Annotated in this window: 32 protein-coding genes and 1 pseudogene; 19 read left to right on the forward strand and 14 right to left on the reverse strand. The window is 67.6% G+C overall.

The window, feature by feature from the left end; translation table 11 throughout:
- Window positions 1-12 precede the first annotated feature (12 nt).
- The gene (locus tag WJ12_RS35845) at window positions 13-558 is read left to right on the forward strand and encodes a hypothetical protein (protein WP_156444769.1); all 546 of its coding nucleotides are present in this window, start codon (window positions 13-15) and stop codon (window positions 556-558) included.
- Window positions 559-667: 109 nt separating this feature from the next.
- On the opposite strand, the gene WJ12_RS08340 is transcribed toward WJ12_RS35845, so the two are convergent.
- Window positions 668-958 carry a hypothetical protein gene (locus WJ12_RS08340; RefSeq protein WP_059557683.1) on the reverse strand — a complete coding sequence of 97 codons (291 nt, stop codon included), beginning with the start codon at window positions 956-958 and terminating at the stop codon, window positions 668-670.
- Between the two features lie 201 nt (window positions 959-1,159).
- Window positions 1,160-1,864: a glutathione S-transferase N-terminal domain-containing protein gene (locus WJ12_RS08345; RefSeq protein ID WP_034186882.1), complete on the reverse strand. Its 705-nt coding sequence runs from the start codon at window positions 1,862-1,864 to the stop codon at window positions 1,160-1,162.
- Between the two features lie 125 nt (window positions 1,865-1,989).
- Here WJ12_RS08345 and WJ12_RS08350 point away from each other — a divergent pair, with 125 nt between their 5' ends.
- The 7 genes from WJ12_RS08350 (at window position 1,990) to WJ12_RS08380 (ending at window position 7,546) form a co-directional block, all read left to right on the forward strand.
- Window positions 1,990-2,217: a hypothetical protein gene (locus WJ12_RS08350; protein ID WP_059557682.1), complete on the forward strand. Its 228-nt coding sequence runs from the start codon at window positions 1,990-1,992 to the stop codon at window positions 2,215-2,217.
- Between the two features lie 277 nt (window positions 2,218-2,494).
- The gene (locus WJ12_RS08355; RefSeq protein ID WP_059557681.1) at window positions 2,495-3,661 is read left to right on the forward strand and encodes an ABC transporter substrate-binding protein; all 1,167 of its coding nucleotides are present in this window, start codon (window positions 2,495-2,497) and stop codon (window positions 3,659-3,661) included.
- Between the two features lie 50 nt (window positions 3,662-3,711).
- Window positions 3,712-4,791 carry an ABC transporter ATP-binding protein gene (locus WJ12_RS08360; protein ID WP_059557680.1) on the forward strand — a complete coding sequence of 360 codons (1,080 nt, stop codon included), beginning with the start codon at window positions 3,712-3,714 and terminating at the stop codon, window positions 4,789-4,791.
- Window positions 4,788-5,657: an ABC transporter permease gene (locus tag WJ12_RS08365; protein ID WP_034186878.1), complete on the forward strand. Its 870-nt coding sequence runs from the start codon at window positions 4,788-4,790 to the stop codon at window positions 5,655-5,657. Before WJ12_RS08360 ends, WJ12_RS08365 begins: the two co-directional genes overlap by 4 nt.
- The gene (locus WJ12_RS08370; RefSeq protein ID WP_059557678.1) at window positions 5,657-6,580 is read left to right on the forward strand and encodes an ABC transporter permease; all 924 of its coding nucleotides are present in this window, start codon (window positions 5,657-5,659) and stop codon (window positions 6,578-6,580) included. Before WJ12_RS08365 ends, WJ12_RS08370 begins: the two co-directional genes overlap by 1 nt.
- 113 nt (window positions 6,581-6,693) lie before the next feature.
- Window positions 6,694-7,131, forward strand: coding sequence for a hypothetical protein (locus WJ12_RS08375; RefSeq protein ID WP_034186876.1), 438 nt, complete (start codon window positions 6,694-6,696; stop codon window positions 7,129-7,131).
- Window positions 7,132-7,333: 202 nt separating this feature from the next.
- Complete coding sequence (locus tag WJ12_RS08380; protein WP_006497261.1) at window positions 7,334-7,546, forward strand: hypothetical protein; 213 nt, start codon at window positions 7,334-7,336, stop codon at window positions 7,544-7,546.
- Window positions 7,547-7,742: 196 nt separating this feature from the next.
- Here WJ12_RS08380 and WJ12_RS08385 read toward each other — a convergent pair whose 3' ends face one another.
- Window positions 7,743-8,708, reverse strand: coding sequence for a D-2-hydroxyacid dehydrogenase (locus WJ12_RS08385; protein ID WP_059557855.1), 966 nt, complete (start codon window positions 8,706-8,708; stop codon window positions 7,743-7,745).
- 241 nt (window positions 8,709-8,949) lie between these two features.
- Here WJ12_RS08385 and WJ12_RS08390 point away from each other — a divergent pair, with 241 nt between their 5' ends.
- The 5 genes from WJ12_RS08390 to WJ12_RS08410 all read left to right on the forward strand — a co-directional run bounded on the left by WJ12_RS08390 (window position 8,950) and on the right by WJ12_RS08410 (window position 13,556).
- Window positions 8,950-10,140: a CaiB/BaiF CoA transferase family protein gene (locus WJ12_RS08390; protein WP_059557677.1), complete on the forward strand. Its 1,191-nt coding sequence runs from the start codon at window positions 8,950-8,952 to the stop codon at window positions 10,138-10,140.
- Between the two features lie 22 nt (window positions 10,141-10,162).
- On the forward strand, window positions 10,163-11,125 hold the full coding sequence (locus WJ12_RS08395) for a hydroxymethylglutaryl-CoA lyase (RefSeq protein ID WP_059557675.1): 963 nt from the start codon (window positions 10,163-10,165) through the stop codon (window positions 11,123-11,125).
- A 21-nt stretch (window positions 11,126-11,146) separates the two neighbouring features.
- On the forward strand, window positions 11,147-11,530 hold the full coding sequence (locus WJ12_RS08400) for a VOC family protein (RefSeq protein ID WP_034186872.1): 384 nt from the start codon (window positions 11,147-11,149) through the stop codon (window positions 11,528-11,530).
- A gap of 210 nt (window positions 11,531-11,740) precedes the next feature.
- Window positions 11,741-12,568: an alpha/beta hydrolase gene (locus WJ12_RS08405; protein ID WP_059557673.1), complete on the forward strand. Its 828-nt coding sequence runs from the start codon at window positions 11,741-11,743 to the stop codon at window positions 12,566-12,568.
- Between the two features lie 94 nt (window positions 12,569-12,662).
- Window positions 12,663-13,556: a LysR family transcriptional regulator gene (locus WJ12_RS08410; protein ID WP_034186870.1), complete on the forward strand. Its 894-nt coding sequence runs from the start codon at window positions 12,663-12,665 to the stop codon at window positions 13,554-13,556.
- 59 nt (window positions 13,557-13,615) lie between these two features.
- On the opposite strand, the gene WJ12_RS08415 is transcribed toward WJ12_RS08410, so the two are convergent.
- A complete protein-coding gene (locus WJ12_RS08415; RefSeq protein ID WP_059557671.1) occupies window positions 13,616-15,067 on the reverse strand; it encodes an MFS transporter in 1,452 nt (483 codons plus the stop codon).
- Window positions 15,068-15,517: 450 nt separating this feature from the next.
- Window positions 15,518-16,156 (reverse strand): hypothetical protein, encoded by a 639-nt coding sequence (locus WJ12_RS08420; protein WP_059557670.1) that lies wholly within the window; start codon window positions 16,154-16,156, stop codon window positions 15,518-15,520.
- Between the two features lie 234 nt (window positions 16,157-16,390).
- Between WJ12_RS08420 and WJ12_RS08425 the strand changes: the two genes are divergently transcribed.
- From WJ12_RS08425 to WJ12_RS08445, 6 genes are all read left to right on the forward strand, one after another.
- A complete protein-coding gene (locus WJ12_RS08425; RefSeq protein ID WP_034186867.1) occupies window positions 16,391-17,317 on the forward strand; it encodes a LysR family transcriptional regulator in 927 nt (308 codons plus the stop codon).
- 206 nt (window positions 17,318-17,523) lie between these two features.
- Window positions 17,524-18,780 (forward strand): MFS transporter, encoded by a 1,257-nt coding sequence (locus WJ12_RS08430; protein ID WP_049035546.1) that lies wholly within the window; start codon window positions 17,524-17,526, stop codon window positions 18,778-18,780.
- A gap of 211 nt (window positions 18,781-18,991) precedes the next feature.
- Window positions 18,992-20,092, forward strand: a complete 1,101-nt coding sequence (locus tag WJ12_RS08435) for an NAD(P)H-dependent flavin oxidoreductase (RefSeq protein ID WP_059557668.1) — start codon at window positions 18,992-18,994, stop codon at window positions 20,090-20,092.
- Window positions 20,093-20,209: 117 nt separating this feature from the next.
- Complete coding sequence (locus WJ12_RS08440) at window positions 20,210-20,581, forward strand: GFA family protein (protein ID WP_059557666.1); 372 nt, start codon at window positions 20,210-20,212, stop codon at window positions 20,579-20,581.
- Window positions 20,578-20,706, forward strand: coding sequence for a hypothetical protein (locus WJ12_RS37025; protein WP_257786206.1), 129 nt, complete (start codon window positions 20,578-20,580; stop codon window positions 20,704-20,706). Before WJ12_RS08440 ends, WJ12_RS37025 begins: the two co-directional genes overlap by 4 nt.
- Before the next feature lie 102 nt (window positions 20,707-20,808).
- Window positions 20,809-21,267: a MarR family winged helix-turn-helix transcriptional regulator gene (locus WJ12_RS08445; RefSeq protein ID WP_034186863.1), complete on the forward strand. Its 459-nt coding sequence runs from the start codon at window positions 20,809-20,811 to the stop codon at window positions 21,265-21,267.
- A gap of 48 nt (window positions 21,268-21,315) precedes the next feature.
- Here the strand turns inward: WJ12_RS08445 and WJ12_RS08450 are convergent, their stop codons facing one another.
- The 9 genes and pseudogenes from WJ12_RS08450 to WJ12_RS08485 form a co-directional block, all read right to left on the reverse strand.
- A complete protein-coding gene (locus WJ12_RS08450; protein ID WP_034186862.1) occupies window positions 21,316-22,032 on the reverse strand; it encodes a GNAT family N-acetyltransferase in 717 nt (238 codons plus the stop codon).
- A gap of 166 nt (window positions 22,033-22,198) precedes the next feature.
- Window positions 22,199-22,528: a DUF4148 domain-containing protein gene (locus WJ12_RS08455; RefSeq protein ID WP_049035551.1), complete on the reverse strand. Its 330-nt coding sequence runs from the start codon at window positions 22,526-22,528 to the stop codon at window positions 22,199-22,201.
- A 74-nt stretch (window positions 22,529-22,602) separates the two neighbouring features.
- Window positions 22,603-22,932, reverse strand: a complete 330-nt coding sequence (locus tag WJ12_RS08460) for a DUF4148 domain-containing protein (protein ID WP_034187022.1) — start codon at window positions 22,930-22,932, stop codon at window positions 22,603-22,605.
- Between the two features lie 60 nt (window positions 22,933-22,992).
- On the reverse strand, window positions 22,993-23,319 hold the full coding sequence (locus WJ12_RS08465) for a DUF4148 domain-containing protein (RefSeq protein WP_059557853.1): 327 nt from the start codon (window positions 23,317-23,319) through the stop codon (window positions 22,993-22,995).
- Between the two features lie 66 nt (window positions 23,320-23,385).
- Complete coding sequence (locus WJ12_RS08470) at window positions 23,386-23,805, reverse strand: organic hydroperoxide resistance protein (RefSeq protein ID WP_034187020.1); 420 nt, start codon at window positions 23,803-23,805, stop codon at window positions 23,386-23,388.
- A 273-nt stretch (window positions 23,806-24,078) separates the two neighbouring features.
- Window positions 24,079-24,165: pseudogene (locus tag WJ12_RS37090) on the reverse strand (RidA family protein); the annotation flags it as partial.
- Between the two features lie 212 nt (window positions 24,166-24,377).
- Window positions 24,378-24,941 carry a shikimate kinase gene (locus WJ12_RS08475; RefSeq protein WP_059557664.1) on the reverse strand — a complete coding sequence of 188 codons (564 nt, stop codon included), beginning with the start codon at window positions 24,939-24,941 and terminating at the stop codon, window positions 24,378-24,380.
- Window positions 24,938-25,585 (reverse strand): hypothetical protein, encoded by a 648-nt coding sequence (locus WJ12_RS08480; RefSeq protein ID WP_069245627.1) that lies wholly within the window; start codon window positions 25,583-25,585, stop codon window positions 24,938-24,940. The genes WJ12_RS08475 and WJ12_RS08480 overlap by 4 nt, the downstream gene beginning before the upstream one ends.
- A gap of 28 nt (window positions 25,586-25,613) precedes the next feature.
- On the reverse strand, window positions 25,614-26,024 hold the full coding sequence (locus tag WJ12_RS08485) for an acyl-CoA thioesterase (protein ID WP_034186859.1): 411 nt from the start codon (window positions 26,022-26,024) through the stop codon (window positions 25,614-25,616).
- Window positions 26,025-26,232: the final 208 nt, after the last annotated feature.

The raw sequence follows: 26,232 nt of genomic DNA on the forward strand, positions 1-26,232 counted from the left end.
CCGCGCTTCTCCATGAGCCATCGTATTGCACTCTTTTGCGCATTCTTCGCCCCTATTGTGCTCGGCGCCTGTGCCTCCCCTCAATCGACCCCAACCGCTTGGCAGCCTGATAGGGAAGCCCGAATTCGCGTGTATTGGGGGGCGACCGTGTATTTTCACTACAACACGGCTTGTATGCCGAAACAAGGGCTTTGGGGTGGATATCCTGAGCCCAGCCGCCTGGTATCCAAGCCGGGATTTTCCGCAATGGTGAATAAAACTGTCGGGATGCCGCTACCTTCTGACGCCTATCGCTATTATCAAGAATGGATCGTTCCTGCCGGCCAACCTTTGACAATTAGTGCTCAAATCACTGAGGCGACCATGATCAACGCCAAAGCTTACTGGGCAACCTATGCGCCAGGCGCCGGCACTTTTGTCCCGGAAGCTGGTCGGGATTATGAGGTCTTGATTAGCGGCCCCGGTTCCGCGCAGATTCATCTGCGACGTTTGCTCGCCGGCACTGCCGGAGTGGCAATTGAGCCCGTGGCCATCTCTGAAGCGCATGCTTGTAACTGAGCTTCCCCGAGTATCTGTAATAGCCACTGTCTGCCCTTGGTCGGCTATTGCCTGAAGCTGCCTACCGCAACCAACTCACAAGGACGCCACGCCGACGCGCATGCATAGATCACCTGCAGTTCAAATACGCGGCCTGGCGCTCGTACCAATCTTGCGGATAGGGAAGGAGATCGTCGTCGAATCGGGATGTGTACTGTCCATAGCCGACGAATTCGTAATAAACACACATCGCCTCCGCATGTGACGATGCCCAAAACGTCCATATCCACTCGCTCCCCGGCTCGTTGAGAGCACGAGCGGCATCTCCGTCCGGCCCATGAGCGATGCATGCGGGTACAACGTTGCCGAACCCGTCCGGGCAGAGCCAAACCTCGTGCAAGTAACCCAGTGTCTTGCTCATCCCGTACGATCCCAAGGAATCCCCAATACCTCTGCGAATTGTCGACGATTTTCCTCGGAAGGTCGAACGGCAGAAATTGGCCGAACGCCGACATTCCTCCCCAGCGTCCCCCCGGACATCCACGAAGAACAAAAAAAGCCCGCCGCACAATGCGGCGGGCTTGAGCGACACAGCGGCCGCCTGCAGCGTGGCCGCCCAGATTCAGCCGCGTGCCGGGATATTGAGCCCGCGCGCGACGGCCGGGCGGGCAACGAACGCGTCGAGCGCGCGTGCCACATGCCGGAATTCACTGAAGCCGACCAGGTCGCCTGCTTCGTAGAAGCCGACGAGATTGCGCACCCACGGGAAGATCGCGATGTCGGCGATCGTATAGGTGTCGCCCATCACCCACTGGCGGTTCGCGAGATGCGCGTCGAGCACGGCGAGCAGGCGTTTCGACTCGGCGACGTAGCGATCGCGCGGACGCTTGTCCTCGTAGTCGCGGCCGGCGAACTTGTGGAAGAAGCCAAGCTGGCCGAACATCGGCCCGATGCCGCCCATCTGGAACATCACCCACTGGATCGTCTCGTAACGGCCGGCGAGATCCTTCGGGATCAACTGGCCGGTCTTGTCCGCGAGATAGATCAGGATCGCGCCCGATTCGAACAGCGGCAGCGGCTTGCCGTCGGGGCCGTTCGGGTCGATGATCGCCGGGATCTTGTTGTTCGGGTTCAGCGACAGGAATTCGGGCGAAAACTGGTCGTTCGTGTCGAAGCGCACGAGGTGCGGCTCGTACGGCAGGCCGGTTTCCTCGAGCATGATCGACACCTTGACGCCGTTCGGCGTCGGCAGCGAGTAGAGCTGGAGACGGTCGGGATGCTGGGCCGGCCACTTTTGCGTGATCGGGAAGGCGGACAGATCGGGCATGAAGGTTCGCTCGTCGAAGGGAATGTTCCGCGCTCCGTCCGTACTGCCGCGCGCTCCGATGGATCACGCACGGCGGCGGGCCGGGGCGCGCCGAAAACGCCCACTGTAGCCGATCCCCGGAATCGATGCAGGCGTCGGCCGACCCCGCACGCAGGCAGCCGTCAGCGTTCGATGACGCAAACACGCGCACCGGCCTCACTTGCGCGTCGACGGACATGGTGGGGCAGGGCATCTCGATTCCGCGCGTCGCCGACCTTGAAGACCTCATGGTCGACATGGCCAACGCGAGCGTCACGAGCGAGGAACGGGCCGAATATTTCCATGCGCTCTGGGAATTGTCGCGGCCGCGCTGACAGCGTTCTCTACCGGATCATTCACATGGCAGGCCCTTGGCGGTCGTCCAGCATGAGTCGATCCGCCGCGCGACATATGATGTCCTAACACGTATCGCGTCACGCGGCATGGCGATCCCCCAAATAGTCTCTGCCAGTCGGATCGTATCTCGGCGGAAGGTTTTTGTCAGGGAAAGTCCCGTCCCGCGCGCCACGGTTTTTTGTTGACCGACATCGTATAACGCCGTCATGATTTCCTGAAAAGAAAGGTCCCATCCACCGACCGAAGTGAGGAGACATGAACACCACCACGATCGCTCGCCGTGTCCGCCGGATCGCACTCGCACTGGGTTTCTCGCTGTCTGCCGCGGCGGCCGTTGCGGCGCCCGTGTCGCTGAACATCGTCGACGTCGCGGGCAACCTCCAGCTCACGCAGAAGGCCATCGAGGCGTTCCGGGACAAGAACCCGACCCTCGTGTCGAACGTCACGTTCACGAATGCGCCGGCGCCGCAGCTGCCGGGCAAGATCAAGGCGATGCAGGCGGCGGGGCGCGCCGACATCGACCTCGTGCTGACGGGCACCGACGCGCTGGCCGCCGGCATCGAACAGAACCTGTGGCTCAAGCTCCTGCCCGACAATGCAGCCGCGTTCCCCGGCGTGCTCGACAGATACGCGCCCGGCCCGCGCAAGATGCAGGATCTCGCGCAGGGCTTCGGCCTCGAAGTCACCTACATGCCGGCCGGTCCGCTGCTCGAATACAACCCGGCGAAGGTCGGCAACCCGCCGAAGACGCCCGATCAGCTGCTCGCCTGGTGCAAGGCGCACCCGAACAAGCTGATCTATGCGCGTCCGGCGAACTCCGGCCCGGGCCGCACGTTCCTGATGGGGCTGCCGTACGTGCTCGGCGACAAGAATCCGCAGGACCCGATCAACGGCTGGGACAAGACCTGGGCGTTCCTGAAGGCGCTGAACGACTGCGTGCCGTACTACCCGGGCGGCACGTCGGCGGTGATGAAGGAGCTCGGCGAAGGCACGCGCGACATGACCGTGACCGTCACGGGCTGGGACATCAACCCGCGCGCGCTCGGCATCGTGCCGACCGAGTTCCGGATCCAGGCATTCGACGACATGACGTGGGTCAACGACGCGCATTTCATGGTGATTCCGAAGGGCGTGCCGAAAGACAAGCTCGACGTGCTGTTCAAGCTGATGAACTTCCTGCTCGAACCGGCACAGCAGGCGATGACCTACGACGACGGCTATTTCTATCCGGGCCCGGCGGTGAAGGGCGTGACGCTCGAGATGGCGCCCGCGCACAGCCAGGACGTGGTCCGCAAGTTCGGCCGCCCCGAGTACGCGAAGCTGCTCGCCGATCGCCCGCACGTGCAGCCGCTCAGCGCGCAGGCGATGGTCGCCGCGTTCCAGAAGTGGGATCGCGAGATCGGTTCGCAGAAATCGAAGTGACGCCTGAACCGGCGGGCGCCGCGGCGCCCGCGTCGAGGGAGTTCCGTGCAATGAACCACAGTTTCGAACGGTTGCGGCTCGACGGCGTGTGCCGCAGTTTCACCAATGCGCAAGGGGCGCAGGTCGCCGCGCTGAACGGCCTCGATCTCGAGATCCGGCGCGGCGAGTTCATCGCGCTGCTCGGCCCGTCGGGCTGCGGCAAGTCGACCGCGCTGAACTGCATCGCGGGGCTGCAGCCGCTGACGCGCGGCGGCATCTGGCTCGACGACACGCGCATCGACGTGCTGCCGCCCGAGCGCCGCGGCTTCGGGATGGTGTTCCAGAACTACGCGCTGTTTCCGCACATGTCGGTGCTCGAGAACGTCGGCTTCGGCCTCAAGATGCGCGGCGTGCCGAAGCAGGAAACGCGGCGGCGCGCGCAGCAGGCGCTCGAACTCGTGCAGCTCGTCGGCCATGAGGGCAAGCTGCCCGGGCAGCTGTCGGGCGGCCAGCAGCAGCGCGTCGCGATCGCGCGCGCGATCGTGATCGAGCCGCCGCTCGTGCTGATGGACGAACCGCTGTCGAACCTCGACACGAAACTGCGCATCGAGATGCGCGCCGAGATCCGCCGCATCCACACGCAGCTCGAGCGCGCGACGATCTATGTGACGCACGACCAGGACGAAGCGCTGTCGATGGCCGACCGCATCGTCGTGATGAAGGAGGGCGTCGTGCAGCAGGTCGCGTCGCCGAAGGACGTCTACACGCGCCCGCGCAACCTGCACGTCGCGCGCTTCATGGGCTACCGCAACGTGCTGCCGTTCACGCTCGAGGGGATGGCCGGCGACGACGTCCGGGTCGCGGCCGGCGGCGTCAGCCTCACGGGTGTCCCGATGGCCGGCTTCGATACGAAGGACGTCGTGGTCGCGCTGCGCCCCGACGACATCGAGCGCGCGGACGAAGGCAGCCACAACGCGTTCGACGCGACCGTCGAAACGGTCGAATACGGCGGCCGCGACTCGCTGCTCCGCGCGGTCACGCCGTTCGGCGCGATCTGGGCGCGCGTCGCCGGCGATTTCGCGCAAGGCGAGCGGTTGCGGCTGCGCGTCGCGCCTGCCCGGACGCTCGTCTACGCGGCGGAGCGGGCATGAGCACGCTCGCGTCCGGCGCGCCGCGCGACGCGAAGGCGTGGCTCGTCACGCCCGCGCTCGCGTTCATCGCCGCGCTGTTCGTCTATCCGTTCGCGTACGGCCTCGTGCTGTCGTTCCAGCCGATGAACGGCGGCGGCGCGCTCGCGAACTACGTGCAGTTCTTCACCGACACCGCGATGTGGCCGACCGTGCTCGTCACGCTGAAGCTCGCGGTGCCGGCGACGCTGCTCAACGTCGGCATCGCGGTGCCCGTCGCGTTCGCGCTGCGCCGCCACTCGCCGTACCAGAAGCTCGTCACGACGCTGCTCGTGATTCCCGTCACGCTCGGCACGGTGCTCGTCGCCGACGGGATGCTCACGTATTTCGGGCCGAACGGCTGGTTCCCGCAGGCGCTGCAGGGGCTGCACCTGTACACCGACGAGGTGCGCCTGACGCACAACTACTGGGGCGTGCTGCTGTCGCTGATCGTGTCGGGCTTTCCGTTCGCGTTCCTGCTGATGCTGTCGTACATCAGCGGCATCGACCCGACGCTCGCGCGCGCCGCGGCCACGCTCGGCGCGAACCCGTGGCAGCAGTTCCGGCAGATCTACCTGCCGCTGCTCGTGCCGGGGCTCACGATGGCCGCGTGCCTGTCGTTCGTGCAGGCGTTCTCGGTATTTCCGTCGGCCGTGCTGCTCGGCGCGCCGGCCGGGCCGACGCGCGTGATCTCGATCGCGGCCGCCGAGGCTGCGTTCGAGAGCTACGACTATTCGCTCGCGTCGGCGATCGCCATCGTGATGGGTTTCGTCCAGCTGCTGGTGGTCGCGTCGATGCTCGGCGCGCGCCGCTTCTTCTATACGGGCGCGGTGACGGGAGGCAAGGGCTGATGGCAACCGACAATCATGCCGCGCGCGCATGGCCGCCGAAGCACGACGCGCCGGATGCACGGCCCGTCGACGCAAGGAAACCGCACCGGATGAAAGGCAACCTCGCCGGCCGCGCCTGGAAGGCGCTCGTCTGGGGGCTGATGGCGTTCTTCCTGCTGAACGTGCTGCTGCTGATCGCGACCGTCGCGGTGAACTCGGTCGCGACGCGCTGGTTCGGCACGCCGCTGCCGCAAGGCTTCACGCTGCACTGGTACGCGAAGGCCTGGGCGGACTTCCAGCTCGCGAGCGTGCTGTGGGTGACCGTCGAAGTCGTCGGCGCGGTCGTGCTGCTGTCGATCGCGCTCGGCGTGCCGGCCGCGTATGCGCTCGCACGCGTGCGGTTTCGCGGCAAGCGCTTCGCGCTGCTGGTGTTCCTGCTGCCGCTGATGGTGCCGCCCGTCACGTACGGGATCCCGATGGCGACCGTGATGTACAAGATCGGGCTCGCGGGCACGCTGCCGGGCGTGATCCTCGCGAACCTCGTGCCGGCGCTGCCGTTCGTGATCCTCGTGATGACGCCGTTCATCGAGCAGATCGATCCGAACCTCGAAGCCGCCGCGCGCATCTTCGGCGCGAACACGTGGCGCTATTTCCGCTACGTGCTGCTGCCGCTGCTAGTGCCCGGCATGCTTGCGGCCGGGCTGCTCGTGCTGGTGCGCACGATCGGGATGTTCGAGCTGACGTTCTTCACCGCGGGGCCGAGCACGCAGACGCTCGTCGTCGCGCTGTATTACGCGGTGTTCTCGACTGGCGTGCGCGCGCCGCAGTCGATCGACGCGATGGCGATGATCTACATGGCCATCACGCTCGTCTGGGTCGTGATCGCGCTGCAGTTCGTGAGCCCGACGCAACTGGTCAGCCGCGTGAAGCAGGAGCGTCAGTAGACGAGGGGCAAGCGGTCGCCCGCGGCATCCGTGCAATTGGTTACAAATGGATACCGCGCCCGGCACGCGGACGTTGCAGACTACGCGGCGTTCCACTCGATCGACGGATCTCCATGAAGTTTCAAACGCTGCTGACACTCGCCGGTGCAACGACGCTGCTGGCCGCCTGCAACCTGCTCCACGACGGTCCCGGATCGAGCGACGTCGACGCGGCCGTGCGCCGCGCGCTCGAAGCGGAAAACCACGGCGGCCTGAACGCGCTGTTCGGCCAGCCGCTGCCTGTCTCGGCCGATGTCGTATCGGCCAAACCCGACGGCGACTGCAAGAAGCTCGGCGATCGTACGTACGCGTGCGACGTCGTCGTCACGTGGCGCAATGCCGACTACTCGCCGTCGCGCGCGAACCTGACCTTCGTGAAGGCCGCCGACGGCTCGTGGCAGACGTCGGGCGTCGATGCGGCGCTCGTGACGGGCACCGCGAAATCGCTGATCGACCATATCGGCAACGCGTGGCCCGGCAATGCGGCAAGCGGCGCGTCGGCGCCGCAGTGATGGGCCGGCGGCACGCCTTCGGCGCCTTCTGCCGGTACGCGGCCGCGTCCTGATCGGCCTCGCGGTCTCGCTGCTCCCCCCCCAAAAAAAGGGCGCGTACACTGGCCCGATTCCGATCGAAGGCATCCTCGGTATGCGGGCCGGCTTATAGGGAAAACCCTTATTTCGAGATATAATGGCGGCCTGAGAGAAAGGTCGGACCATGCCTGAACGCTTCCAAACCCTTGAAAAATTTGTGTTTTCCCTCGTCGTGATGTCCGCCGTGGTGTGCTCGGCATTCCTCGCGTACGAGCGTCACCCCGAGATCAAGATCGCGCTGCACGAAGGCGAAGCGCTGATGCGCGAGAGCGCGAAGTACTCGGTGATCTGCTCGCCGTCCAAGGTCGATCCTTGCGTCGAGATGTCCGCGTACTGAGCGGTTTTGCGGGCGTGCCCTGCATCGTCGGCGGTCTGAATCCCTTGAAGCCGCGCTCACCGGGTATCCGGAAACCGGCCGCAAGACAGGCCGGATGCACGAACCCGCCACGTGCCGAGTCGCTGGCGTAAGCAGCCCCGAATCCAGCCGGCCCCGCTTCGAGCAATCGAGCGGGGCCGTTCCGTTTCTGCCCGCCTCACACGACATGCCGCGGCGCGCCGCCGGCGAACGCGGCCACGTTGTCGACCAGCTGGTCGGCGAGCGCCTGCATCGCCTCGTCGCTCGCCCACGCGACGTGCGGCGTCAGGATGAACGCCGGATGCGACAGGATCGCGTGGAACGGATGCGCGGCCGGCAGCGGCTCCTGTGTTACCACATCGAATCCCGCACCCGCGATCCGCCCCGACTGCAACGCGTCGACGAGCGCGCGTTCGTCCACGAGGCCGCCGCGCGCCGTGTTGATCAGCAGCGGCCGGCGCGCCATCCGCGCGAATGCTTGCGCATCGATCAGGTGGCGCGTCGCGGGTGTAAGCGGGCAGTGCAGCGTGATCACGTCGCTGTCGCGCAGCAGCGTGTCGAGCGGCACATGGTCACCATCCGCGGTATCGCCATGCGCCGCGAACAGTACGCGCATGTCGAGCGCACGAGCGATCCCGGCCACCGCGCGGCCGAGCACCCCGTCGCCGACGATCCCGAGCGTCGCGCCCGCCAGGTCGCGGATCGGGTGATCGAAGAAGCAGAACTGCCCGCTGTCGAGCCAGCGCCCCGCGCGCACCGCATCGCGATACGCCAGGAGGCTGCGTCGCAGCGCGAAGATCAGCGCGAACGTGTGCTCCGGCACCGTGCGGACCGCATAACCGCGAATGTTGCTCACGACGATGCCGCGTGCCGCGCACGCAGCGAGATCGACGAGGTCCGTGCCGGTGGCGGCAATCGCGATCATCCGCAGGTTCCGCGCGTCGGCGAGCGCCGCCGCGTCGAGCCGCACCTTGTTGATCACGACGATGTCCGCGTCGTCGATGCGCGCGGCCACGTCGTGTGCGGCCGTCCGGTCGAACGTTCGCATCACGTGCGGAAACGGGAACGGCTTCAGCACGGTCTGCGGCGACAGCGTCGCACGGTCGAGAAACACGATCTTCGCGGGAGCGGAAACGGAAAACATGGCGGGTCTCGCTGACGGGCGCCCGGTGGCGCGGAACGGCTTCGATTCTGCCGGCGGCGCGCGCGCCGTCGTTTGACCGTTGCGCGAGCGCGCTTTCCCGGACGGAAAGGCCGGCGCGACGCTCGTGCTGCCGCGCGCCTTTCCGTTTCGGAAAGCCTGGTTGAGCATCGATCGATTTTCGCGGTGCGCGAACGCCGTCATGATCGCCGTCATCGATTCCACGATCTGAACGGAGACAACCATGACACGACCGCTCGACGGCATTCGCGTGCTGGAACTCGGCCAACTGATCGCCGGGCCGTTCGCGGGCCGGATGCTTGCCGAATTCGGCGCGGACGTGATCAAGGTCGAACCGCCCGGCCTCGGCGATCCGCTGCGCAAGTGGCGGCTGCTGCACGACGGCACGTCGGTCTGGTGGGCCGTGCAGTCGCGCAACAAGACGTCGCTTACGCTCGACCTGCGCACGCCTGAAGGGCAGGACGTCGTGCGCCGCCTCGCCGCCGAGGCCGACGTGCTGATCGAGAATTTCCGGCCCGGCACGCTCGAAGGCTGGGGGCTCGGCTGGGACGTGCTGTCCGCGATCAATCCGGGGCTCGTGATGCTGCGCGTGTCGGGCTTCGGGCAGACGGGCCCGTATCGCGACCGGCCGGGCTTCGGCGTGATCGCCGAGGCGATGGGCGGCCTGCGGCACCTGACCGGCGAGCCGGGCCGCACGCCGGTGCGCGTCGGCATCTCGCTCGGCGATTCGCTGTCGGCGCTGCACGGCGTGATCGGCGTGCTGCTCGCGCTGCGGCATCGCGAGCAGCAGGGCGGCAAGGGGCAGGTCGTCGACGTCGCGCTGTACGAATCGGTGTTCAACCTGATGGAAAGCCTGCTGCCCGAATACGCGGCGTTCGGCGCGGTGCGCGAGCCGGCCGGCAGCAGCCTGCCCGGCATCGCGCCGACCAACGCGTACCGCTGCCGCGACGGCAAGTACGCGCTGATCGCCGGCAACGGCGACAGCATCTTCCGGCGCCTGATGGACCTGATCGGCCGGCCCGACCTCGGCCACGATCCCGCGCTCGCGCACAACGACGGGCGCGTCGCGCAGGTCGAGCGCATCGACGCGGCGATCGGCGCGTGGAGCGCGCGCCACGATCTCGACGACGTGCTGGCGGCGCTGAACGAGGCGCGCATCCCGTCCGGGCGCATCTACGACGTGGCCGACATCGCGGCCGACCCGCATTACCGCGCACGCGACATGATCGTCGACGCCGCGCTGCCCGACGGCACGCCCGTGCTCGTGCCGGGCATCGTGCCGAAACTCGACGTCACGCCCGGGCGCATCGAGCGTCCGGCGCCCGCGCTCGGCGCCGATACCGACGCGGTGCTCGAATCGCTCGGCATCGATGCCGCGACGCGCGACGACTGGCGCACGCGCGGCGTGATCTGAACCGGACCCGGGAGAAGACGACATGAGCGGGCAACGCAAACGGCTCCATATCCACGAAGTCGCGACGCGCGACGGTTTCCAGAACGAAGCGGCCTTCGTCGACACCGACGACAAGATCGCGCTCGTCGACGCGCTGAGCGCATGCGGTTACGCGAAGATCGAGGTCACGTCGTTCACGTCGCCGAGGGCGATCCCCGCGCTGCGCGACGCGGAGGCGGTGATGCACGGCATCGTGCGCGCACCGGGCGTCGTCTACACGGTGCTCGTGCCGAACGTGCGCGGCGCCGAGCGCGCGCTGTCGTGCGGCGTCGACGAAGTGAACCTCGTGATGTCGATGAGCGAAAGCCACAACCGCGCGAACCTGCGGATGACGCGCGAGCAGTCGTTCGCGCAGCTGCGCGGCGTGATCGACGCGGTACGCGGCGCGCGGGTCGCGATCAACGTGTCGCTGTCGACCGCGATGGGGTGCCCGATGGAAGGCGACGTGCCGGCCGAAACGGTGCTCGCGTGGATGCAGCGCTTCGCGGATCTCGGCGTGCACGGCTTCACGCTGTGCGACACGACGGGCATGGCATTTCCGTCGCAGGTGCGCGCGTTGTCCGAACGCGCACGCGAACGCTTCCGCGCGCTGCCGCTCACGCTGCATTTCCACAATACGCGCGGGATGGCGCTCGCCAATACGCTCGCGGCGCTCGACGCCGGCATCGACCGCTTCGACGCATCGCTCGGCGGGCTCGGCGGCTGCCCGTATGCGCCGGGTGCGACCGGCAACGCATGCACCGAGGAACTCGTGCACATGCTCGAACTCGACGGCTACGATACGGGCGTCGACCTCGCGGCCGTGCTGGCCGCGTCGGCGCGACTGCCCGCGCTGATCGGGCACGACGTGCCGAGCCAGATCCTGAAGGCCGGCCGCCGCTCGGACCTGCATCCGACGCCGCGCGCCGACGCGGGCGAGATGCCCGCGCAACGCGCTTTCTCATGAACGACAACCGGAGCGAATTCCATGGCGCTGATTGACCACCTCGACCATCTCGTGCTGACCTGCGTCGATCCGGACAAGACCCGGCATTTCTACACCGAGGTGCTGCAGATGCAGCTCGAAACGTTCGGTGCCGGCCGGCTCGCGTTCCGCTTCGGCAACCAGAAGATCAACCTGCACGTGCGCGGCGCGGAGTTCGAGCCGAAGGCGCATGTGCCGGTGCCCGGCGCGCTCGACCTGTGCTTCATCGCATCGGTGCCGCTCGACGACGTGATCGCGCACCTGCGGCGCGTCGCATGGCCGATCGTCGAAGGGCCCGTCGAGCGCACGGGCGCCACGCGGAAGATCCGCTCGGTCTACGTGCGCGACCCCGACCTGAACCTGATCGAGATCGCCGAGCCGATCTGAGCGGCGGCAGCCGGCCGCCCGTGCACGCGCGGCCTTCGCAGTCCTTCGCCGAAAGCGGACAGGCGGGTGCCGCGCCCGCCGATTCCGGATAGCCGGACGCGGCCGCGCTGCGGATAATGGCGCAACGGCGTCGGCCCGGCCGTCGCCCTCGCAACGCGCACGGCGAACCCGCTCCCTGCGCATCCGCAATCCGATCCAGGCGCTCCCCGAATGACGATCCTCTATCGCGGCATGGACCGCGCGGCGCTCGATGCCGCGTACCTGAACACGAAAGCCGTTCCCGATTTCCCGGCGCTGCTCGCGTCGTGCCAGGCGCGCAGCGCCGCGTTGTACGACGCGACGCCCGGCCGCCGCGACCTGCGTTACGGCGCGCAGCCCGCGCAACGCTTCGACTGGTTGTCGTGCGGGCAGGCCAGTGCGCCGCTGTTCGTGTTCATTCACGGCGGCTACTGGCAGCACTGCACGAAAGCGGATTTCGCGTATGCGGCGAGCGGGCCGCTCGCCTGCGGCTTCGACGTCATCCTGGCCGAATATACGCTCGCGCCGGTCGCGACGATGACCGGCATCGTCGCCGAAATCGGCATGCTGCTCGATCATCTCGCCACCGACCCCGACCGCCTCGGCACCGCGCGACGCCCGATCCACCTGAGCGGCCACTCGGCGGGCGGCCACCTGACGGCCATGCATCGCGCGCATCCGGCCGTCGTGTCGGCGCTCGCGATCAGCCCGCTCGTCGACCTCGAACCGATCTCGCTGTGCTGCCTGAACGACAAGCTGCAGCTCACCGCGCACGAAGTCGACGCGTGCAGTCCGCTGCGTCATGTCGGGCCCGGCGCGCCGACCGTCGTTGCGGTCGGCGATGCCGAACTGCCCGAACTCATCCGGCAGGCGGACGAATACGCGACGGCATGCGAAGCGGCCGGCGAACGGATCGCGCGCGTCTGGCTGCCCGGCATGCAGCACTTCGCGGTGCTCGACGATCTCGCGCGCCCGGACGGCGCGATGCTCGCCGCGCTGCGGTCGATCGCGCCGCGCTAGCCGCAGCGCTTCACACGCGCACGGCCGGGCGTATGATCGGCGTCAGGCCGTCGCGGCAACGTGTGCGCCGCACGGTTTTCCCAGGACCCACGACATGGTGAACCCGCTTCATTTCGATCTGCAGTCGCTGCGCGTGTTCGCGCTCGTCGCCGAGCACGGCAGCCTGACGAAGGCGGCCGAGCATGGCCAGCTCACGCTGTCCGCGGTCAGCAAGCGCATCGCCGAACTCGAAAGCGTGACCGGCAGCGCGCTGTTCGTCCGGCATGCGCGGGGCGTCGAGCTGACGCCCGCGGGCCGTGCGCTGCTCGACCATGCAGCGAAGGTAATCGAGCAGGTCAACCGGATGGCGCACGAGATGAGCGACTACGCCACCGGCGTGCGCGGCCACATCCACGTGTGGACCAACACGTCCGCGATCGTCCAGTTCCTGCCCGCCGATCTCGCTGCGTTCCTCACCGACAACCCGGGTATCAAGGTGAGTCTAGAGGAGCGACTGAGCCACGAGATCGTCGACGCGCTTGCCTCCGGCAAGGCCGATCTCGGCGTGTTCGCCGACAACGTGCCGGCGCCCGGCATCGACCGGCGGCTGTACCGGCACGACGAGCTGGTGCTGCTCGTGCCGCGCACGCACCGGTTCGCCACGCGCGACAGCATCCGCTTCGCGGAGACGCTCGACGAGGACTACGTCGGCCTGAGCGACGGCAGTTCGCTGCTCGCGCGCATGACCGACGCCGCGTTCGCGGCCGAGCGCTCGCTGAAGCTGCGGATCCAGGTATCGAATTTCGACGGCGTGAGCCGGATGATCGAGGCCGGGCTCGGTATCGGCGTACTGCCGCGCGAGGCGGTGACGGGCGAACGCGCGGCCCGGCTCGGCGTCGTGAAGCTCGACGACGCGTGGGCGACGCGCACGCTGTGGGTCGGCGTAAAGGCGGGCAGCGTGTTGACCACCGATATCGCGAAACTGTTCGATTTCATGTCGGCGCGGTGAAGGCGCCGGCACGACGAAACACGGGGCGCGCGCCTGCGTACCCCGGCCCCGTCACCGCGTTACACCGGATTGATCTCGTCCTGGCTGCGCCGCGTGGTCAGCGGCCCGAGCACGCGCAGCGTCACCGCCACGATACCGAGCGCGACCGAAATCACACCGAACATCGCACCCGCGCCGTAGTTGCCGAGCACCGGCAGCAGCACGAACGGCAAGACGCCGCTGACGATGCGCGACAGCGCATAGGTACTGCCGATCGCCGTCGAGCGCACGCGTGCCGGGAAGATTTCCGCCTGGTACACGTGATACGCATTGCTGAACACGTTCGACGCGCAGGTCGTCAGGAACCCGAAGCCGACGATCAGCACGGTATGGCCGGAATACGCGAAGCACAGCCCGAATACCGCGATCGACAGGATCGACACGATCACGAGCGTGCGGCGCTCGATCCAGTTCAGCAGCGGAATCGACAGTAGCGAACCGATCGGGTAGCCGATGAACGACAGCGCGATGAACAGCGTGCTGTCCGTCACGTCGAAACCGCGGCTCTTCACGACCGTGCCGGCCAGCGTACCGAACCCGTAGTAGCCGAAGCCCTGGAACAGGTGAAAGATCGCGAGCATCAGGTAGCGCGCGCCGTAGGGCTCACGACGCAGCAGCGCGATGCGCTCGCGGAGGCCGAGCGGCCGCTGCGGCTCGACCGGCTCCGCGAACTGCTCGGGCACGCGCACGCCGGCGCCGTCCGCGAAACGCCGCAACGCCGCGTGCGCGTCGGCGGTGCGACCCTGCGCGAGCAGCCAGCGCGGGCTCTCGGGCAAGCGGTGCTGGACGAGCAGCACGTACACGGCGCCGAGACTGCCGATCGCGAGGATGATGCGCCAGCCGGCCACACCGGCCACATGCAGCGGGTTCAGCCACAGCGCGAGGAAGCCGACGAGCGGCACCGCGACGTAGGAAGTCGTATAGGCCCACGCGGCGAGCCGCCCGCGTTTTTCCTTCGGCAGGATCTCGGACAGGAAGCTGTCGGCGACCGGATAGATCGCGCCGACGCCGATGCCCGTCAGGAACCGGCATGCGACGAGCATGTCGGCGTTCACCGAAAACGCGCCGACCAGCGAAAACGCGCTGTACCACGCGAGCGTCAGCAGGAACGCCTTGCGCCGGCCGATGCGGTCGGCGAGGCTGCCCAGGCACATCGCGCCGACAAACATGCCGATGAAGGCCGACGCCAGCAGCAGCTTGAAATCGGCGCTTTGCCGGCTCAGCCCGTATTCGTTCTGCAGCGCGGAGCCGATCGTGCTGACGAGGAAGATCTCGTACATGTCGAAGAACAGCCCGATGCCGATCACCCAGACGACGAACCGGTGCAATGCGCCGACCGGCAGGTCGTCCATGAAATCGCCGAGCGTGACGCGACGGGCGGCAAGGGCCGCCGAATCGGCGCCGACGCCGGAGGAAGCGGCCGGCAGTCGGGCGGACGCGGGGCCGCCGAGATCGAGGGATGGGCTGTTCATCGTGTCTCCTGATTGTCGATATGCCGTGGCGCGCGGCCCGGCCGTTCGCAGCCGGCGTGACGCGCCCGGCCGCACGACGCGGCGGCAGGCATCGCAAGGCCCTCAAAGGGCCGGACATGCGCGCTGCGCCGATCGTCCGACACATGGTGGGCATATCGGCGGCGCGTGATAATTGCGGATGCTTCAAGCATCCTTTCCCGGGCAGAAAGGGTAGGGCGCGTGCGGCGGCCCGGATTCGCGCAGCGGGCCGCTGCGGCTTGCGCGGCACGTGATGCCGCGCCGGCAACGGTGTGCCCGCGCAGTCGAGCGGACCGGGAAAACCATGAGGCTTCGGCCGTCAGACCGCGCCGCGCATGGCTGCGAGAATCAGGCTTCTGAAGAACACGACGGACCCGGCGCGCGCCGGTATGCCGCATGTCTCCGCGGCATACCGGCGACGTACATCATTTCTCAACTCGCGATGACGATGAATGCCGTCAGCGCGATCGGGAACAGTGCGAGGCCCAGCAGGCCCAGCGCGCCGTCCGCCGCCATCGTGATCGGCGACAGCGCGAGCTTCGCGCCCTTGCCGAGCATCGACGGCCGCTCGACGACCTCGACGTCGTACGCATGATTGAACGCCTGCGGGAGCGTCGCCGGCGTGACGTCGTTCGGCTGGTAACGCTTGCCGCTGATCGTGCCGCTCTCCGTCAACTGGTGGCGCTGGTCCTTGAAACCGTCGGCGAGCGCGCGCTCGCGAAGCTCGGAGCCAGGCGGCGCGTCCTCGCGCGAAAGCCGCAGCACGTAACGCCCGGCGATCTGGTCGCCATGCGTCTCGAAATCGTAGAAATCGGTATACAGCTTCGGGCGATAGGGCGCCGTGAGGTTGACGGCAAGCGCCGGCGGCACATCGAAGATGTAGTGATACCGCTTGCCGATCACGACAAGTTTCTTCCCGTCCGCGCTGATCAGAAACGCCGACAGCGTTTCCCGGTATTCCGGATCCTTCATCATGCGATCGGTGACGGGGCCGATGCTGACGTCGGTGCAGCCGGCCAGCATGCCGGCCGCCGCCACGGCGGGCAGCGCGAGGAATGTTCTTCTTTTCATAGGTGCTGTAGTTGTGTTGTTGGTTATTCAGCGCAACCGCTTGAATGTCGGGCCCGGCGTTCGAGGAACGCGGCTCCCTGACGGCCGTTCGTGCGGTTTCTTCGCCCGCGCATTGTAGGGCCAAAACGGCGAGCACGGCATCCCCGCGGCCGGACGGCTTGCCCGCGTGCGGTAGACTGCACGCTCGCTTGCCCGCCGCCCATTACACGACCGCCCGCGCCCTGCACACACGCCATGGATCGAATCGATGCGATGAAGGTGTTCGTCGCCACGCTGGACGAGGGCAGCCTCGCGGGCGCGGGCCGACGGCTTGGCCGGTCGCCGGCGGCAGTCAGCCGCGCGATCGCGTTTCTCGAGGAACACACCGGCACCGCGCTGCTGTACCGCACCACCCGGACGATCCGACTGAGCGAGGCCGGCGAACGCTACGCGGCCGCGTGCCGCCGCATCCTGTCGGATCTGGAAGAGGCCGACATGCTGGTTGCCGACGAACGCGCCGCGCCGCGCGGCATGCTGACGGTCACCGCGCCGGTCGCCGCCGGCGAGGACGTGCTGCGTGCGCTGCTCGATGCATTCATCGAACGCCATCCGGCCGTGTCGATCCGCCTGCAACTGCTCGACCGTCCCGTCAGCCTCGTCGACGAAGGGATGGACGTCGCGCTGCGCATCGCGCACCTGTCCGATTCGACGCTCGTCGCGATTCCGGTCGGCTCCGTGCGGCGGGTCGTCGTTGCATCCCCCGCTTACCTCGCGAAGCATCCGGCCATCGACGCACCGGCCGATCTCGCGCGGCACCGGATCATCTCGATGACGCACTTCGGGCTCGACTCGTGGAGCTTCCCGCCGGCGGCGCCGTCGGCACTGCCGCAGGTCGTCCAGTTCGCGCCGCGCTTCATCATCAACACGATCCGCGGCGCGGTCGCGTCGGCCGTCGCCGGCCATGGCGTCACGCGGCTCTTTTCGTATCACGTCGCCGAACAGGTACGCGACGGCACGCTGCGAATCGTGCTGCGCGACAGCGAGCATGCGCCGCTACCCATCCATCTCGTGACGCCGTACGGGCGGCTGTCGGTCCCCAAGGTACGTGCGTTCGTCGATTTCGCGGCGCCGCGCCTGCGGGAGCATTTCTCGCGGCTGGCGGCCATCACCGACGGCGATTGAACCGCCATGCGGAAGAATGACTTTCGCACGACGGCGATTCTCCCGGCATTCGACTCAATCTAGACTTTCCTCGACCGACGGACGCGCCTGGCGTCCGTCCAGCGAATGGAGGTCGACATGCATCGGGCACTTCCGGATCAACCGCGCGGGCGCGCAGTCCACGCGTCGCCCGGCACGGCGGGCGCGACGCCTGCGGCGAGGGCGCGATGAGCACGACCGTCCACGCACCGGCCGCCGCGCGCGCCGAGCGTCCGGCCGTCAGCTATGCCGAACGCAACCTGCGCTACTGGCGGCGCAATCTCGCCGTCTGCGTGTTCGGGTCATTCACGACGCTCGTCAGCCTGAGCATGCTGCTGCCGTTCTTGCCGCTGTACGTGCGGCAGCTCGGCGTCGACGCGCAGTCGGCCGTCATCCAGTGGTCGGGCATCGCGTTCGGTGCGACGTTTCTCGGCACGGCCGTCACCGCGCCGTTGTGGGGCCGCCTCGCGGACCGCTTCGGCCGCAAGCCGATGCTCGTGCGCGCGGCGATCGGAATGGCGATCGTGATGTCGCTGATCGGCGTCGCGCACAACGTGGTCGAACTGGTCGCACTGCGGTTGATCGCAGGGCTCGTCGGCGGCTACGCGTCGGCGTCGACCGTGATGGTCGGCACGCAGGCGCCGCGCGAACGCGCGGGCTGGGCGCTCGGCATGCTGTCGACCGGCGCGCTCGCGGGCAATCTGGTCGGCCCGCTCGTCGGCGGATTGCTGCCCGGCTGGGTCGGCATTCGCGGCACCTTCTTCGCCGGCGGCGCGATGATCGCCGTCGCCGCGCTGCTGACGATCTTCGTCGTGAAGGAGGACTTCCACGCGGGCACCGACGCGCAAGCCCGCAGCGCCGGCACGGCCACCGGCACGACGCACCGGACGAATCGCGCAGCGGTCGCCGCCTTGCTGGTGACGGCGATGATGGTGCTGCTCGCGAACATGTCGATCGAGCCGATCATCACGGTCTATATCGGCGGACTCGGCGTCGCCGGTGCCTCTCTCGCGCGGGTCGCCGGCGTCGTCATGGCGTGTTCGGCGCTCGGCAGCATGCTGACCGCCGCGCGGCTCGGCGCGCTCGCCGACCGGATCGGCAGCTGGAACGTGATCGTCGGCTGCCTGCTGCTGACCGCGCTCGCGATGGTGCCGCAAGCGTTCGTCACGCACTGGTGGCAACTTGCCGCGCTGCGCGGACTGATGGGCATGACGCTCGCGGGGCTGCTGCCGTCGATCGGCAAGCTCGTGCGGCAATCGGTCGACGAGCGCTCGACGGGGCAGATGCTCGGCTACCTGCAGTCCGCACAGTTCAGCGGGCAGGTGATCGGCCCCGTGATCGGCGGGCAGATCGGCGTCGCATTCGGCCTGCATTCGGTGTTCTTCGTGACAGGCGCGCTGCTGGCCGCTTGCGCCGGGCTCGCGCACTGGGCACGCGGCCGCTAGCCGCCGGCCCGCGGGCCGACGTCTGGCGTAGGATGGATAGCGTTGCCGGTACCGCATCCGGACACAGGCAACACCGCACGGGCGCCCACCTTTTTCTCGTGACCGGTGCGCGCGAAGCACGACTTGCACGCGCCGGGCCGAACCGGACTCACGCGCGTCGGCGCGCAGGCGACCGGCGCCTTTCGATCACGGCTATGGGGAGACAAGCGACATGAATCAACCGACCGACAACCGGGCGCTGTTGCGCACGCTCGGTATCCGCGCACCGATCGTCCAGGCGCCGATGGCCGGCGTCAGCACGCCGGCGCTGGCCGCCGCCGTGTCGAACGCCGGCGGGCTCGGCTCGCTCGGTGTCGGCGCGACGCATGCCGATGGCGCACGCAAGATGATTCGCGAGACGCGCGCGCTGACCGACCGCCCATTCAACATCAACGTGTTCTGCCATGCCCCGGCCCGCGCGGACGCAGCCGTCGAACGCGCGTGGCTCGACTGGCTCGCGCCGGCGTTCCGCCAATACGGCGCGACGCCGCCCGCGTCGCTGTCGGAGATCTATACGAGCTTCGTCGCGGACGATGCGATGCAGGCGATGCTCGTCGAGGAGAAACCGGCCGTCGTCAGCTTCCATTTCGGGCTGCCGCCAGCGGACGTGATCGCCGCGCTGAAACGCGCGGGCATCACGCTGTTCGCGACCGCGACGCATCTCGACGAGGCACGGCAGATTGCCGCCGCCGGCATCGATGCGATCGTCGCGCAGGGCATCGAAGCCGGCGGGCATCGCGGCGTGTTCGATTCGACCGCGCATGACGATCGCCTCGGCACGTTCGCGCTGACCCGCCTGATCGTGTGCGAATGCGCGCTGCCCGTGATCGCCGCCGGCGGCATCATGGACGGCGCAGGCATTGCCGCCGCGCTCGCGCTCGGCGCGCAGGCCGCGCAGCTCGGCACCGCGTTCGTCGCGTGCCCGGAGACGTCGATCGACGACGGCTATCGCCGCGCGATCCTCGGCGACGCGGCGCGCCGCACGACGTTGACGGCCGCGATCTCGGGCCGAGCCGCACGCGGCATCGCGAACCGGCTGACCGCGCTCGGCGACGATCCGCACGCGCCGGCCACGCCCGCGTATCCTATCGCCTACGACGCGGGCAAGGCGTTGCATGCGGCCGCGAAGGCGAAGGGCGAATTCGGCTACGGCGCGCAATGGGCCGGGCAGGCGGCGCCGCTCGTGCGCACGCTGCCGGCCGCCGAGTTGTTCGCCGCACTCGAAAGCGAAGCGCGGGCGGCGATCGAGCGGCTTCGGCACGCGCTGGCCTGATCGCGCGCACCACGGATTTGCAAGGCTTTGTATCGGCACGAACTGCAGATACAGAGCGATACAACGGCCCCGCGCGGCTTCGCTATAAAGCAGGCATGACCGCTTCCGGAGTCCATCATGTCTGCAACGTGGTTCAAGGGATCCTGCCATTGCGGGGCCGTCAAATTCGAAGTCAGGGCGGCCATTACGCCGGCCGTTCGCTGCAACTGCAGCCTGTGCCGCCGCCGCGGCGCGCTGATGAGCCCGATGTTCGCCGCCGCCTGTCTGACCATCGTCGAAGGCGAGGACGTGCTGACGTGCTACCGCTTCAACACGCGCACGGCCCGTCACTATTTCTGCAGCCGGTGCGGCGTCTATCCGTTCCATCAGACGCGCAAGGACCCGGCATGCTGGCGCGTCAATCTCGGCTGCCTCGACGGCGTCGATCCGTATGCGCTCGACGCGACGGTCGCCAACGGGGCAAGCCTGTCGGTCGTGGAGGACGCATGAAACGCTGGCTGATGATCCTGCTGTTTGCCGCAGGCGGGCTCGCGACTGAAATCGCGCATCCGGTGCAATGCTCGCTGCTGTCGGTCAGCCGTCAGCAGACCGGCAAGCGCCGCGGGCACGGCTGAGGCCGCACCGGTTCATCGAGACCGATTATCATGCTTCCGATAAGATCGCATGCGATATATAATGCGGTTGTCTGCGACCGTTCGCGTCGCTGGAGGAAGCCCATGAAACCGACCGAAGCCTCATCGCCCGCCACGCCGAAGCTGTCCGAGTTCCTTTGCTTTGCGATCTACTCGGCGAATCTCGCGTTCGGCAAGGCCTACAAGCCGATCCTCGACGAGCTCGGCCTCACGTATACGCAATACATCACGATCATCGCACTGTGGGAGCAGGACAACCAGACCGTCGGCCAGCTCGGCGAGAAGCTGTTCCTCGAATCCAATACGCTGACGCCGATCCTGAAGAAGCTCGAAGCGATGGGCTACCTGGAGCGGCACCGTGACCCGTCCGACGAACGCCAGGTGCTCGTCAGCCTGACGAAAAGCGGCCGCCGCGTGCGCGAGAAGGGGCTCGACATGAATCTGGTCGAAGCCACCGGATTGAAGCCGGACGAATTCGCGAAGGTGCAGAAGGCGATCGTCACGCTGCGCGGCAACCTGATCCGTTCGACCGAAGAAGCATGAGCCGATGAACCGCCGGCGGCCGGCGCGTGCATCGCGCCGGCCGCGTCGTCATGCGTGCGCGTCGCCCAGCACCAGCAGGCGCATCTCGCGGCGCACGACGAAACCGAGCGCGACATAGCGCTCGATCGCCACCTGGTTCGTTGTGAGGACGTGCAGGAAAGGCGTTTCCGCGCGCGCACCGATCGACGCGATCAACGACCGGATCAGGCGCGCCGCAAGGCCTTGCCGCCGAAACGCGGCATCCACGCACACGGCGCTGATCTCCGTATACCCGTCGACCCGCATCCGCTCGCCAGCCATCGCGGCGAGCCGGCCTGCGCTGCGCACGCCGATGTAGCGGCCAAGCTCGACCGTGCGCGGGCCGAACGGGCCCGGCTGCGCCGCCGTGGTCAGCGCGAGCATGTCCGGCACATCGGCTTCGCCGAGCGTCACATGCTCCGATTCGTCGGCCGGATCGGGCGCGCCTTGCCAGACCATTTGCAGTAGTGTCGCGCGCCGGACGACCGCCCATCCCGCCGGCGGCTCGATTTCGTCCGGCGTGACGAGGGCCGCTGGCCCGTGCGCGGCGACCAGTTCGCGCAGCGCGTCGAACGAAGCCGCGCTCGTGTCGGCGATCGCGGCGAATGGCGCAATGGCCGACGGAAACCGCCACGCGCGGTCATTGCCGAGCGCCAGGTGGCGCTGCTTGCCCGTCAGTGCGTTCCAGGCGACCCGATCGAGCACGTGTGTATCGCCTGTCGCGTTTCCGGTCGTGGCATCCGGCATCGGCTGCTCCTCGAATGAAGATGGGGGACGCACAGCATAGACCGGATGCGCGAGGCAGGTAGCAGCGTCGATCCAGACACCGGCTTCCCCATGACAAAAGCGCATGCGATTACATCGCATGCGCTTTATAAGGCGATAGAGGGCGACCGTTTTCGTCGTGCCGCGCTCAATGGCCGAAATAAACCGAGCGCCCGGCCATGCGAACCCCGTCGCGGCTGCCCGACTGCGCCGCGCCGCTCGCGTCGCTGCCGTATCCGGCTGCCTGCGTGTCGGCCGCATCGGCGCCATTGTCGTGAATCCGGTTCAGCGCCGCCTGGATATTGTCCGGATAGTTCGGGTCGTTGGGGCGGTTCGGCAGGTAGCCGGCCGTTTGCAGCGCGACCAGTTCCGCACGCACCTGCGCGCGCGTGACGGTGCTTTCGCTGGCGAACGCCGGCGCGGCGGCGGAGGCCGACACGGCGACGAGAAGGGCTGCGATCAGTTGGGTCTTCATCATTTACCTCGACAGGGAAACAGGCATTCAGGGGTTGCGTACCGTACGCCGGCCATCGGCGCCGTTCGCGGTTTCATTCAGTGACCGAAGTAGATCGAACGTTCGGCGATGCGCGTCGCGGGCCGGCTGCCCGACTGCGTCGCGGCGGCAGCGTCGGGGCCATAACCCGACGACGCGGACGTGTCGGCCGCCACGGCGTCGTTCGCGTGAACGCGCGTCAATGCGGCCTGCAGGTCGTCCGGGTAATGCGGATCGTTCGCCCGGCCGGGACGGTAACCGGCCTGTTCGAGCTGGACGAGTTCGGCGCGCACCTGCGCGCGGGACACGGCGGCCTGGTCGGCGAACGCCGGGGCGGCGGCGGAAGCGGAAACGGCGACGAGCAGCGCAGCGATCAATTGGGTTTTCATCATTCACCTCGACAATCTGGAAACGGGAAAGGATTCAGGGTTCGCACACCGGCGCGCCGCTCAATGACCGAAGTACACCGAGCGCGCGGCCACGCTGAGCGCGGGCCGGCGGCCGGATTGCGTCGCGGCGTCGCCGTTGCTGCCGTAGCCGGACGCCGGCACGTGGGCAACGACGGCATCGTCGGCATGGATCTGCGTGAGCGCGGCCTGCAGATCGTTCGGATAGGTCGCGTCGGACGCACGGTTCAGCGGATAGCCGGCCTGTTGAAGCTGGGCAAGCTCGGCGCGTACCTGTGCACGCGTCACGGCGGTTTCGTTGGCGAACGCCGGGGCGGCAACGGTGGCCGAGACGGCGACGAGCAGGGCAGCGATCAATTGGACTTTCATCATTCACCTCGATAGAAAAGAAATCGGAAATTCGGGCGGGCCGCGTTCGGCCGCCCGATACAACGTTCAGGCGATGCGGATGTCGACGTCGATGTTGCCGCGCGTCGCCTTCGAGTACGGGCAGGTCTGGTGCGCGGCGTCGACGATCCGTTGCGCGACGTCGCGGTCGAGCCCCGGCACGCTCACGTTCAGCCGGGCCTGCAGGAAATACGCGTTGCCGCCGGTGCCGAGATCCACTTCGGCGTCGACCGCGAGATCGGCCGGCAGCGTCACCTTCGCGGCACGCGCCGCAAGCTGCATCGCGCCGATGAAACAGGCCGACCAGCCGGCGGCGAACAGCTGTTCCGGGTTGGTGCCGGTGCCGGCGCTGCCCGGCGACGACAGCTGGATGTCGAGGCGGCCGTCGGAACTGCGCGCCGCGCCGTCGCGGCCGCCGGAAGTCGTATGCGTCTTGCCCGTGTACAGCACTGTTTCGATCTTGCTCATCATTGGCTCCGTCAGTGGGGTTTGTTTCAGATGCGATTCGATCGCATGCGATGCAGTTTGGTCGAGAAGATTTCCCTAGTCAAGCGTATTCGATTAAATCGTATGCGATATTTTGTATTTCAATGTATCTGGCACGTGTCGCGCCTTTCCGGACAAGGCTTTCCGACGATCGCGCCCTGATATCGAGCAGATCGGCAAACGTGCCGGATTCCGGGCAGGGCACATGAAAACGCCCGGGAGACGGGATGACCGCCCCGCAGGGCGGCCGTTCCATCAGGCTGAGGCAATCTCGGCGATCACGACGAGGATGACGGCCGCATCGGCCGGCAACTGGCGCGGGGAGAACGCCGAACGCGCGTGTCGCAGGGAAGGCTGCTTGCCGCGCTGGCATTGGAAACGCGCCGATCTGCCTGCCTCGAAACCCGCAGTTGGATAAAACAATCGACCTATCCGGATAACTTTTCTTATCACAACACCACGATTGAATATCCAAACTCGTCACTTCAAAAACGCTTCCGACATCGAACAGGGGGTCGCCTCGCAGGGCCGGGCAGGGCAGCGAACACGCGCCGTCAATCCGGCGCGTTCAGCCGCGCCAACAGCACCGTCAGCACGTCCGCCGTCGCCCGCGCGACACCGTGAGCGGTCGTGTCGACCAGCGCATGCGCGCATTCGCGATACAGCGGGTCGCGCATCCGGTATTGCGCGGCGAGCGTTTGCCGCGGTTCGGCCACCTGCAGCAGCGGCCGCCGCGTGTCGTCGCGGGTCCGGCGCCACAACGCATCGGGATCCGCATGCAGGTAGACCACGCAGCCGCGTTCGTTCAGGCGCGCGCGGGTGCGCGGATTCAGGATCGCGCCCCCGCCGGTCGCCACGATCACGTTCGCGCGCTGCGTCAGTTCGTCGACGATATGCGTTTCGAGCAGCCGGAAACCGCGTTCGCCGACGCTGTCGAACAGCGCGGCGACCGAGCGGCCCGTGCGCCGCTCGATCTCGTCGTCGCTGTCGGCGAACGCCCAGCCGAGCGATGCCGCCAGTGCACGGCCGAGCGTCGACTTGCCCGCGCCCATCATGCCGACCAGGAACGCGCGCGCGGGCAGCGCACGCGCACCGGCCGTCACGACGACGGCGCTCATAGCCGCCGGGCGAGCGGCCAGCCGGCCCGCGTCGCCAGGCAGATCCGCCGCGTGCGCACCGCGTCCGACAGCGTATCGAGCGCCGCGCCGGTCGACGCGTCGTCGGCGTCCAGCAGCGCGCCGAGCACCTGTTCGCCGGGATTGCCCGCTGCGAGGTGTTCGGCCGCCTCCGCCGCAATGGTCCGCGGCGTGCGGTCCGGCCCCCCGTCGCCCGCCGGCCGCCGCCACCGCCCGTGCCGGTCGCGCCATCGCACGACCAGCCCGTAGAGCAGCGCACCGCCAGGCACGACCGTGTCGTCACGTGCCGCCGCCGGGCCGTCCGGCGTCGTACACCGTGTGACCCAGCTCGCGAACTCGAGCAGCGACGCATCGTGCACGAGCGTCGCCGCGTCGAGCGCGACGGCCACGCCGGCGTCCCGCAACCGGCCGAGCAGCGGCCGCACGCCGTCGTGCGCGCCGCCGCACGGCTGCAGCAGCACCTCCAGCTCGTCCTCGTGGCGGTACGCGAGCACACGGTGCCGCTCGAGCGCAGCTGGCTCGAGCAGCGCCTGCGCCGCCTGACGGACGATCACGATCGCACGATCGTCACGCCGCTCGACGATCGCGCCGATCCGGCGCCGGGCGCGCGCCACCGGGCAGTTCACGTGTCGCTCCCGACCGCGTGAGCGCGGCTCACAGCGAACCCTGGAATTCGAGCACGCGCGTCTTGAATTCGTCGGGCACGGCCAGCGTCGTGTTGTTCGCGTAATCGAACATCACGTGCGTCGACACGCCGCGCGCGACGATGGTCTGGTCGTCGCGCTCCATCAGGTGTTCGAGATCGAAGCTCTTGCTGCCGAAGCGCACGATGCTCGAGCGGATCGTCAGGTTGTCGCCGAATTGCGCCGGTGCGAGGTACTCGCATTGCGTCTTCACCATGATGTGCGGCAGCTTCTCGCTGCGCGGCAGGCCGAGCAGGTCGAACATGTAGCAGAGGTACGAATGCTGCAGATAGTCGTAATAGACGGGACTGCTCACATGCCCCATCGAATCCGTATCGCGATACTTGACGTGAATGGGCGTTTCGTAATGTCGCTTCGCCATGGTGATTCTCCGCAATGACTGGGTTGATTTATATTTTCTTGCCCGAGTAGCCTGTCGGGCATCCGAAAATTAATCGAACGACTATCGGGCCGCCACTATCAGAACGAATAGCAACCCCGCGTGGAACCCCGGAAAATCAAGACTTCCCTTCAACCGGATCGCTCCCCTGATTTCCAAATGAAAATCGAATGACCGACCGCCTTCGCTT

This window comes from Burkholderia seminalis (genome assembly GCF_001718535.1).
Taxonomy (GTDB): Bacteria; Pseudomonadota; Gammaproteobacteria; order Burkholderiales; family Burkholderiaceae; genus Burkholderia; species Burkholderia seminalis.

What these genes read in the sequence shown, in the direction of transcription:
- WJ12_RS35845 (WP_156444769.1), top strand. Translation starts at nt 13, where the DNA reads ATGAGCCATCGTATTGCACTCTTTTGCGCATTCTTCGCCCCTATTGTG.
- WJ12_RS08340 (WP_059557683.1), bottom strand. Translation starts at nt 958, where the DNA reads ATGAGCAAGACACTGGGTTACTTGCACGAGGTTTGGCTCTGCCCGGAC.
- WJ12_RS08345 (WP_034186882.1), bottom strand. Translation starts at nt 1,864, where the DNA reads ATGCCCGATCTGTCCGCCTTCCCGATCACGCAAAAGTGGCCGGCCCAG.
- WJ12_RS08350 (WP_059557682.1), top strand. Translation starts at nt 1,990, where the DNA reads ATGCAGGCGTCGGCCGACCCCGCACGCAGGCAGCCGTCAGCGTTCGAT.
- WJ12_RS08355 (WP_059557681.1), top strand. Translation starts at nt 2,495, where the DNA reads ATGAACACCACCACGATCGCTCGCCGTGTCCGCCGGATCGCACTCGCA.
- WJ12_RS08360 (WP_059557680.1), top strand. Translation starts at nt 3,712, where the DNA reads ATGAACCACAGTTTCGAACGGTTGCGGCTCGACGGCGTGTGCCGCAGT.
- WJ12_RS08365 (WP_034186878.1), top strand. Translation starts at nt 4,788, where the DNA reads ATGAGCACGCTCGCGTCCGGCGCGCCGCGCGACGCGAAGGCGTGGCTC.
- WJ12_RS08370 (WP_059557678.1), top strand. Translation starts at nt 5,657, where the DNA reads ATGGCAACCGACAATCATGCCGCGCGCGCATGGCCGCCGAAGCACGAC.
- WJ12_RS08375 (WP_034186876.1), top strand. Translation starts at nt 6,694, where the DNA reads ATGAAGTTTCAAACGCTGCTGACACTCGCCGGTGCAACGACGCTGCTG.
- WJ12_RS08380 (WP_006497261.1), top strand. Translation starts at nt 7,334, where the DNA reads ATGCCTGAACGCTTCCAAACCCTTGAAAAATTTGTGTTTTCCCTCGTC.
- WJ12_RS08385 (WP_059557855.1), bottom strand. Translation starts at nt 8,708, where the DNA reads ATGTTTTCCGTTTCCGCTCCCGCGAAGATCGTGTTTCTCGACCGTGCG.
- WJ12_RS08390 (WP_059557677.1), top strand. Translation starts at nt 8,950, where the DNA reads ATGACACGACCGCTCGACGGCATTCGCGTGCTGGAACTCGGCCAACTG.
- WJ12_RS08395 (WP_059557675.1), top strand. Translation starts at nt 10,163, where the DNA reads ATGAGCGGGCAACGCAAACGGCTCCATATCCACGAAGTCGCGACGCGC.
- WJ12_RS08400 (WP_034186872.1), top strand. Translation starts at nt 11,147, where the DNA reads ATGGCGCTGATTGACCACCTCGACCATCTCGTGCTGACCTGCGTCGAT.
- WJ12_RS08405 (WP_059557673.1), top strand. Translation starts at nt 11,741, where the DNA reads ATGACGATCCTCTATCGCGGCATGGACCGCGCGGCGCTCGATGCCGCG.
- WJ12_RS08410 (WP_034186870.1), top strand. Translation starts at nt 12,663, where the DNA reads ATGGTGAACCCGCTTCATTTCGATCTGCAGTCGCTGCGCGTGTTCGCG.
- WJ12_RS08415 (WP_059557671.1), bottom strand. Translation starts at nt 15,067, where the DNA reads ATGAACAGCCCATCCCTCGATCTCGGCGGCCCCGCGTCCGCCCGACTG.
- WJ12_RS08420 (WP_059557670.1), bottom strand. Translation starts at nt 16,156, where the DNA reads ATGAAAAGAAGAACATTCCTCGCGCTGCCCGCCGTGGCGGCGGCCGGC.
- WJ12_RS08425 (WP_034186867.1), top strand. Translation starts at nt 16,391, where the DNA reads ATGGATCGAATCGATGCGATGAAGGTGTTCGTCGCCACGCTGGACGAG.
- WJ12_RS08430 (WP_049035546.1), top strand. Translation starts at nt 17,524, where the DNA reads ATGAGCACGACCGTCCACGCACCGGCCGCCGCGCGCGCCGAGCGTCCG.
- WJ12_RS08435 (WP_059557668.1), top strand. Translation starts at nt 18,992, where the DNA reads ATGAATCAACCGACCGACAACCGGGCGCTGTTGCGCACGCTCGGTATC.
- WJ12_RS08440 (WP_059557666.1), top strand. Translation starts at nt 20,210, where the DNA reads ATGTCTGCAACGTGGTTCAAGGGATCCTGCCATTGCGGGGCCGTCAAA.
- WJ12_RS37025 (WP_257786206.1), top strand. Translation starts at nt 20,578, where the DNA reads ATGAAACGCTGGCTGATGATCCTGCTGTTTGCCGCAGGCGGGCTCGCG.
- WJ12_RS08445 (WP_034186863.1), top strand. Translation starts at nt 20,809, where the DNA reads ATGAAACCGACCGAAGCCTCATCGCCCGCCACGCCGAAGCTGTCCGAG.
- WJ12_RS08450 (WP_034186862.1), bottom strand. Translation starts at nt 22,032, where the DNA reads ATGCCGGATGCCACGACCGGAAACGCGACAGGCGATACACACGTGCTC.
- WJ12_RS08455 (WP_049035551.1), bottom strand. Translation starts at nt 22,528, where the DNA reads ATGATGAAGACCCAACTGATCGCAGCCCTTCTCGTCGCCGTGTCGGCC.
- WJ12_RS08460 (WP_034187022.1), bottom strand. Translation starts at nt 22,932, where the DNA reads ATGAAAACCCAATTGATCGCTGCGCTGCTCGTCGCCGTTTCCGCTTCC.
- WJ12_RS08465 (WP_059557853.1), bottom strand. Translation starts at nt 23,319, where the DNA reads ATGAAAGTCCAATTGATCGCTGCCCTGCTCGTCGCCGTCTCGGCCACC.
- WJ12_RS08470 (WP_034187020.1), bottom strand. Translation starts at nt 23,805, where the DNA reads ATGAGCAAGATCGAAACAGTGCTGTACACGGGCAAGACGCATACGACT.
- WJ12_RS08475 (WP_059557664.1), bottom strand. Translation starts at nt 24,941, where the DNA reads ATGAGCGCCGTCGTCGTGACGGCCGGTGCGCGTGCGCTGCCCGCGCGC.
- WJ12_RS08485 (WP_034186859.1), bottom strand. Translation starts at nt 26,024, where the DNA reads ATGGCGAAGCGACATTACGAAACGCCCATTCACGTCAAGTATCGCGAT.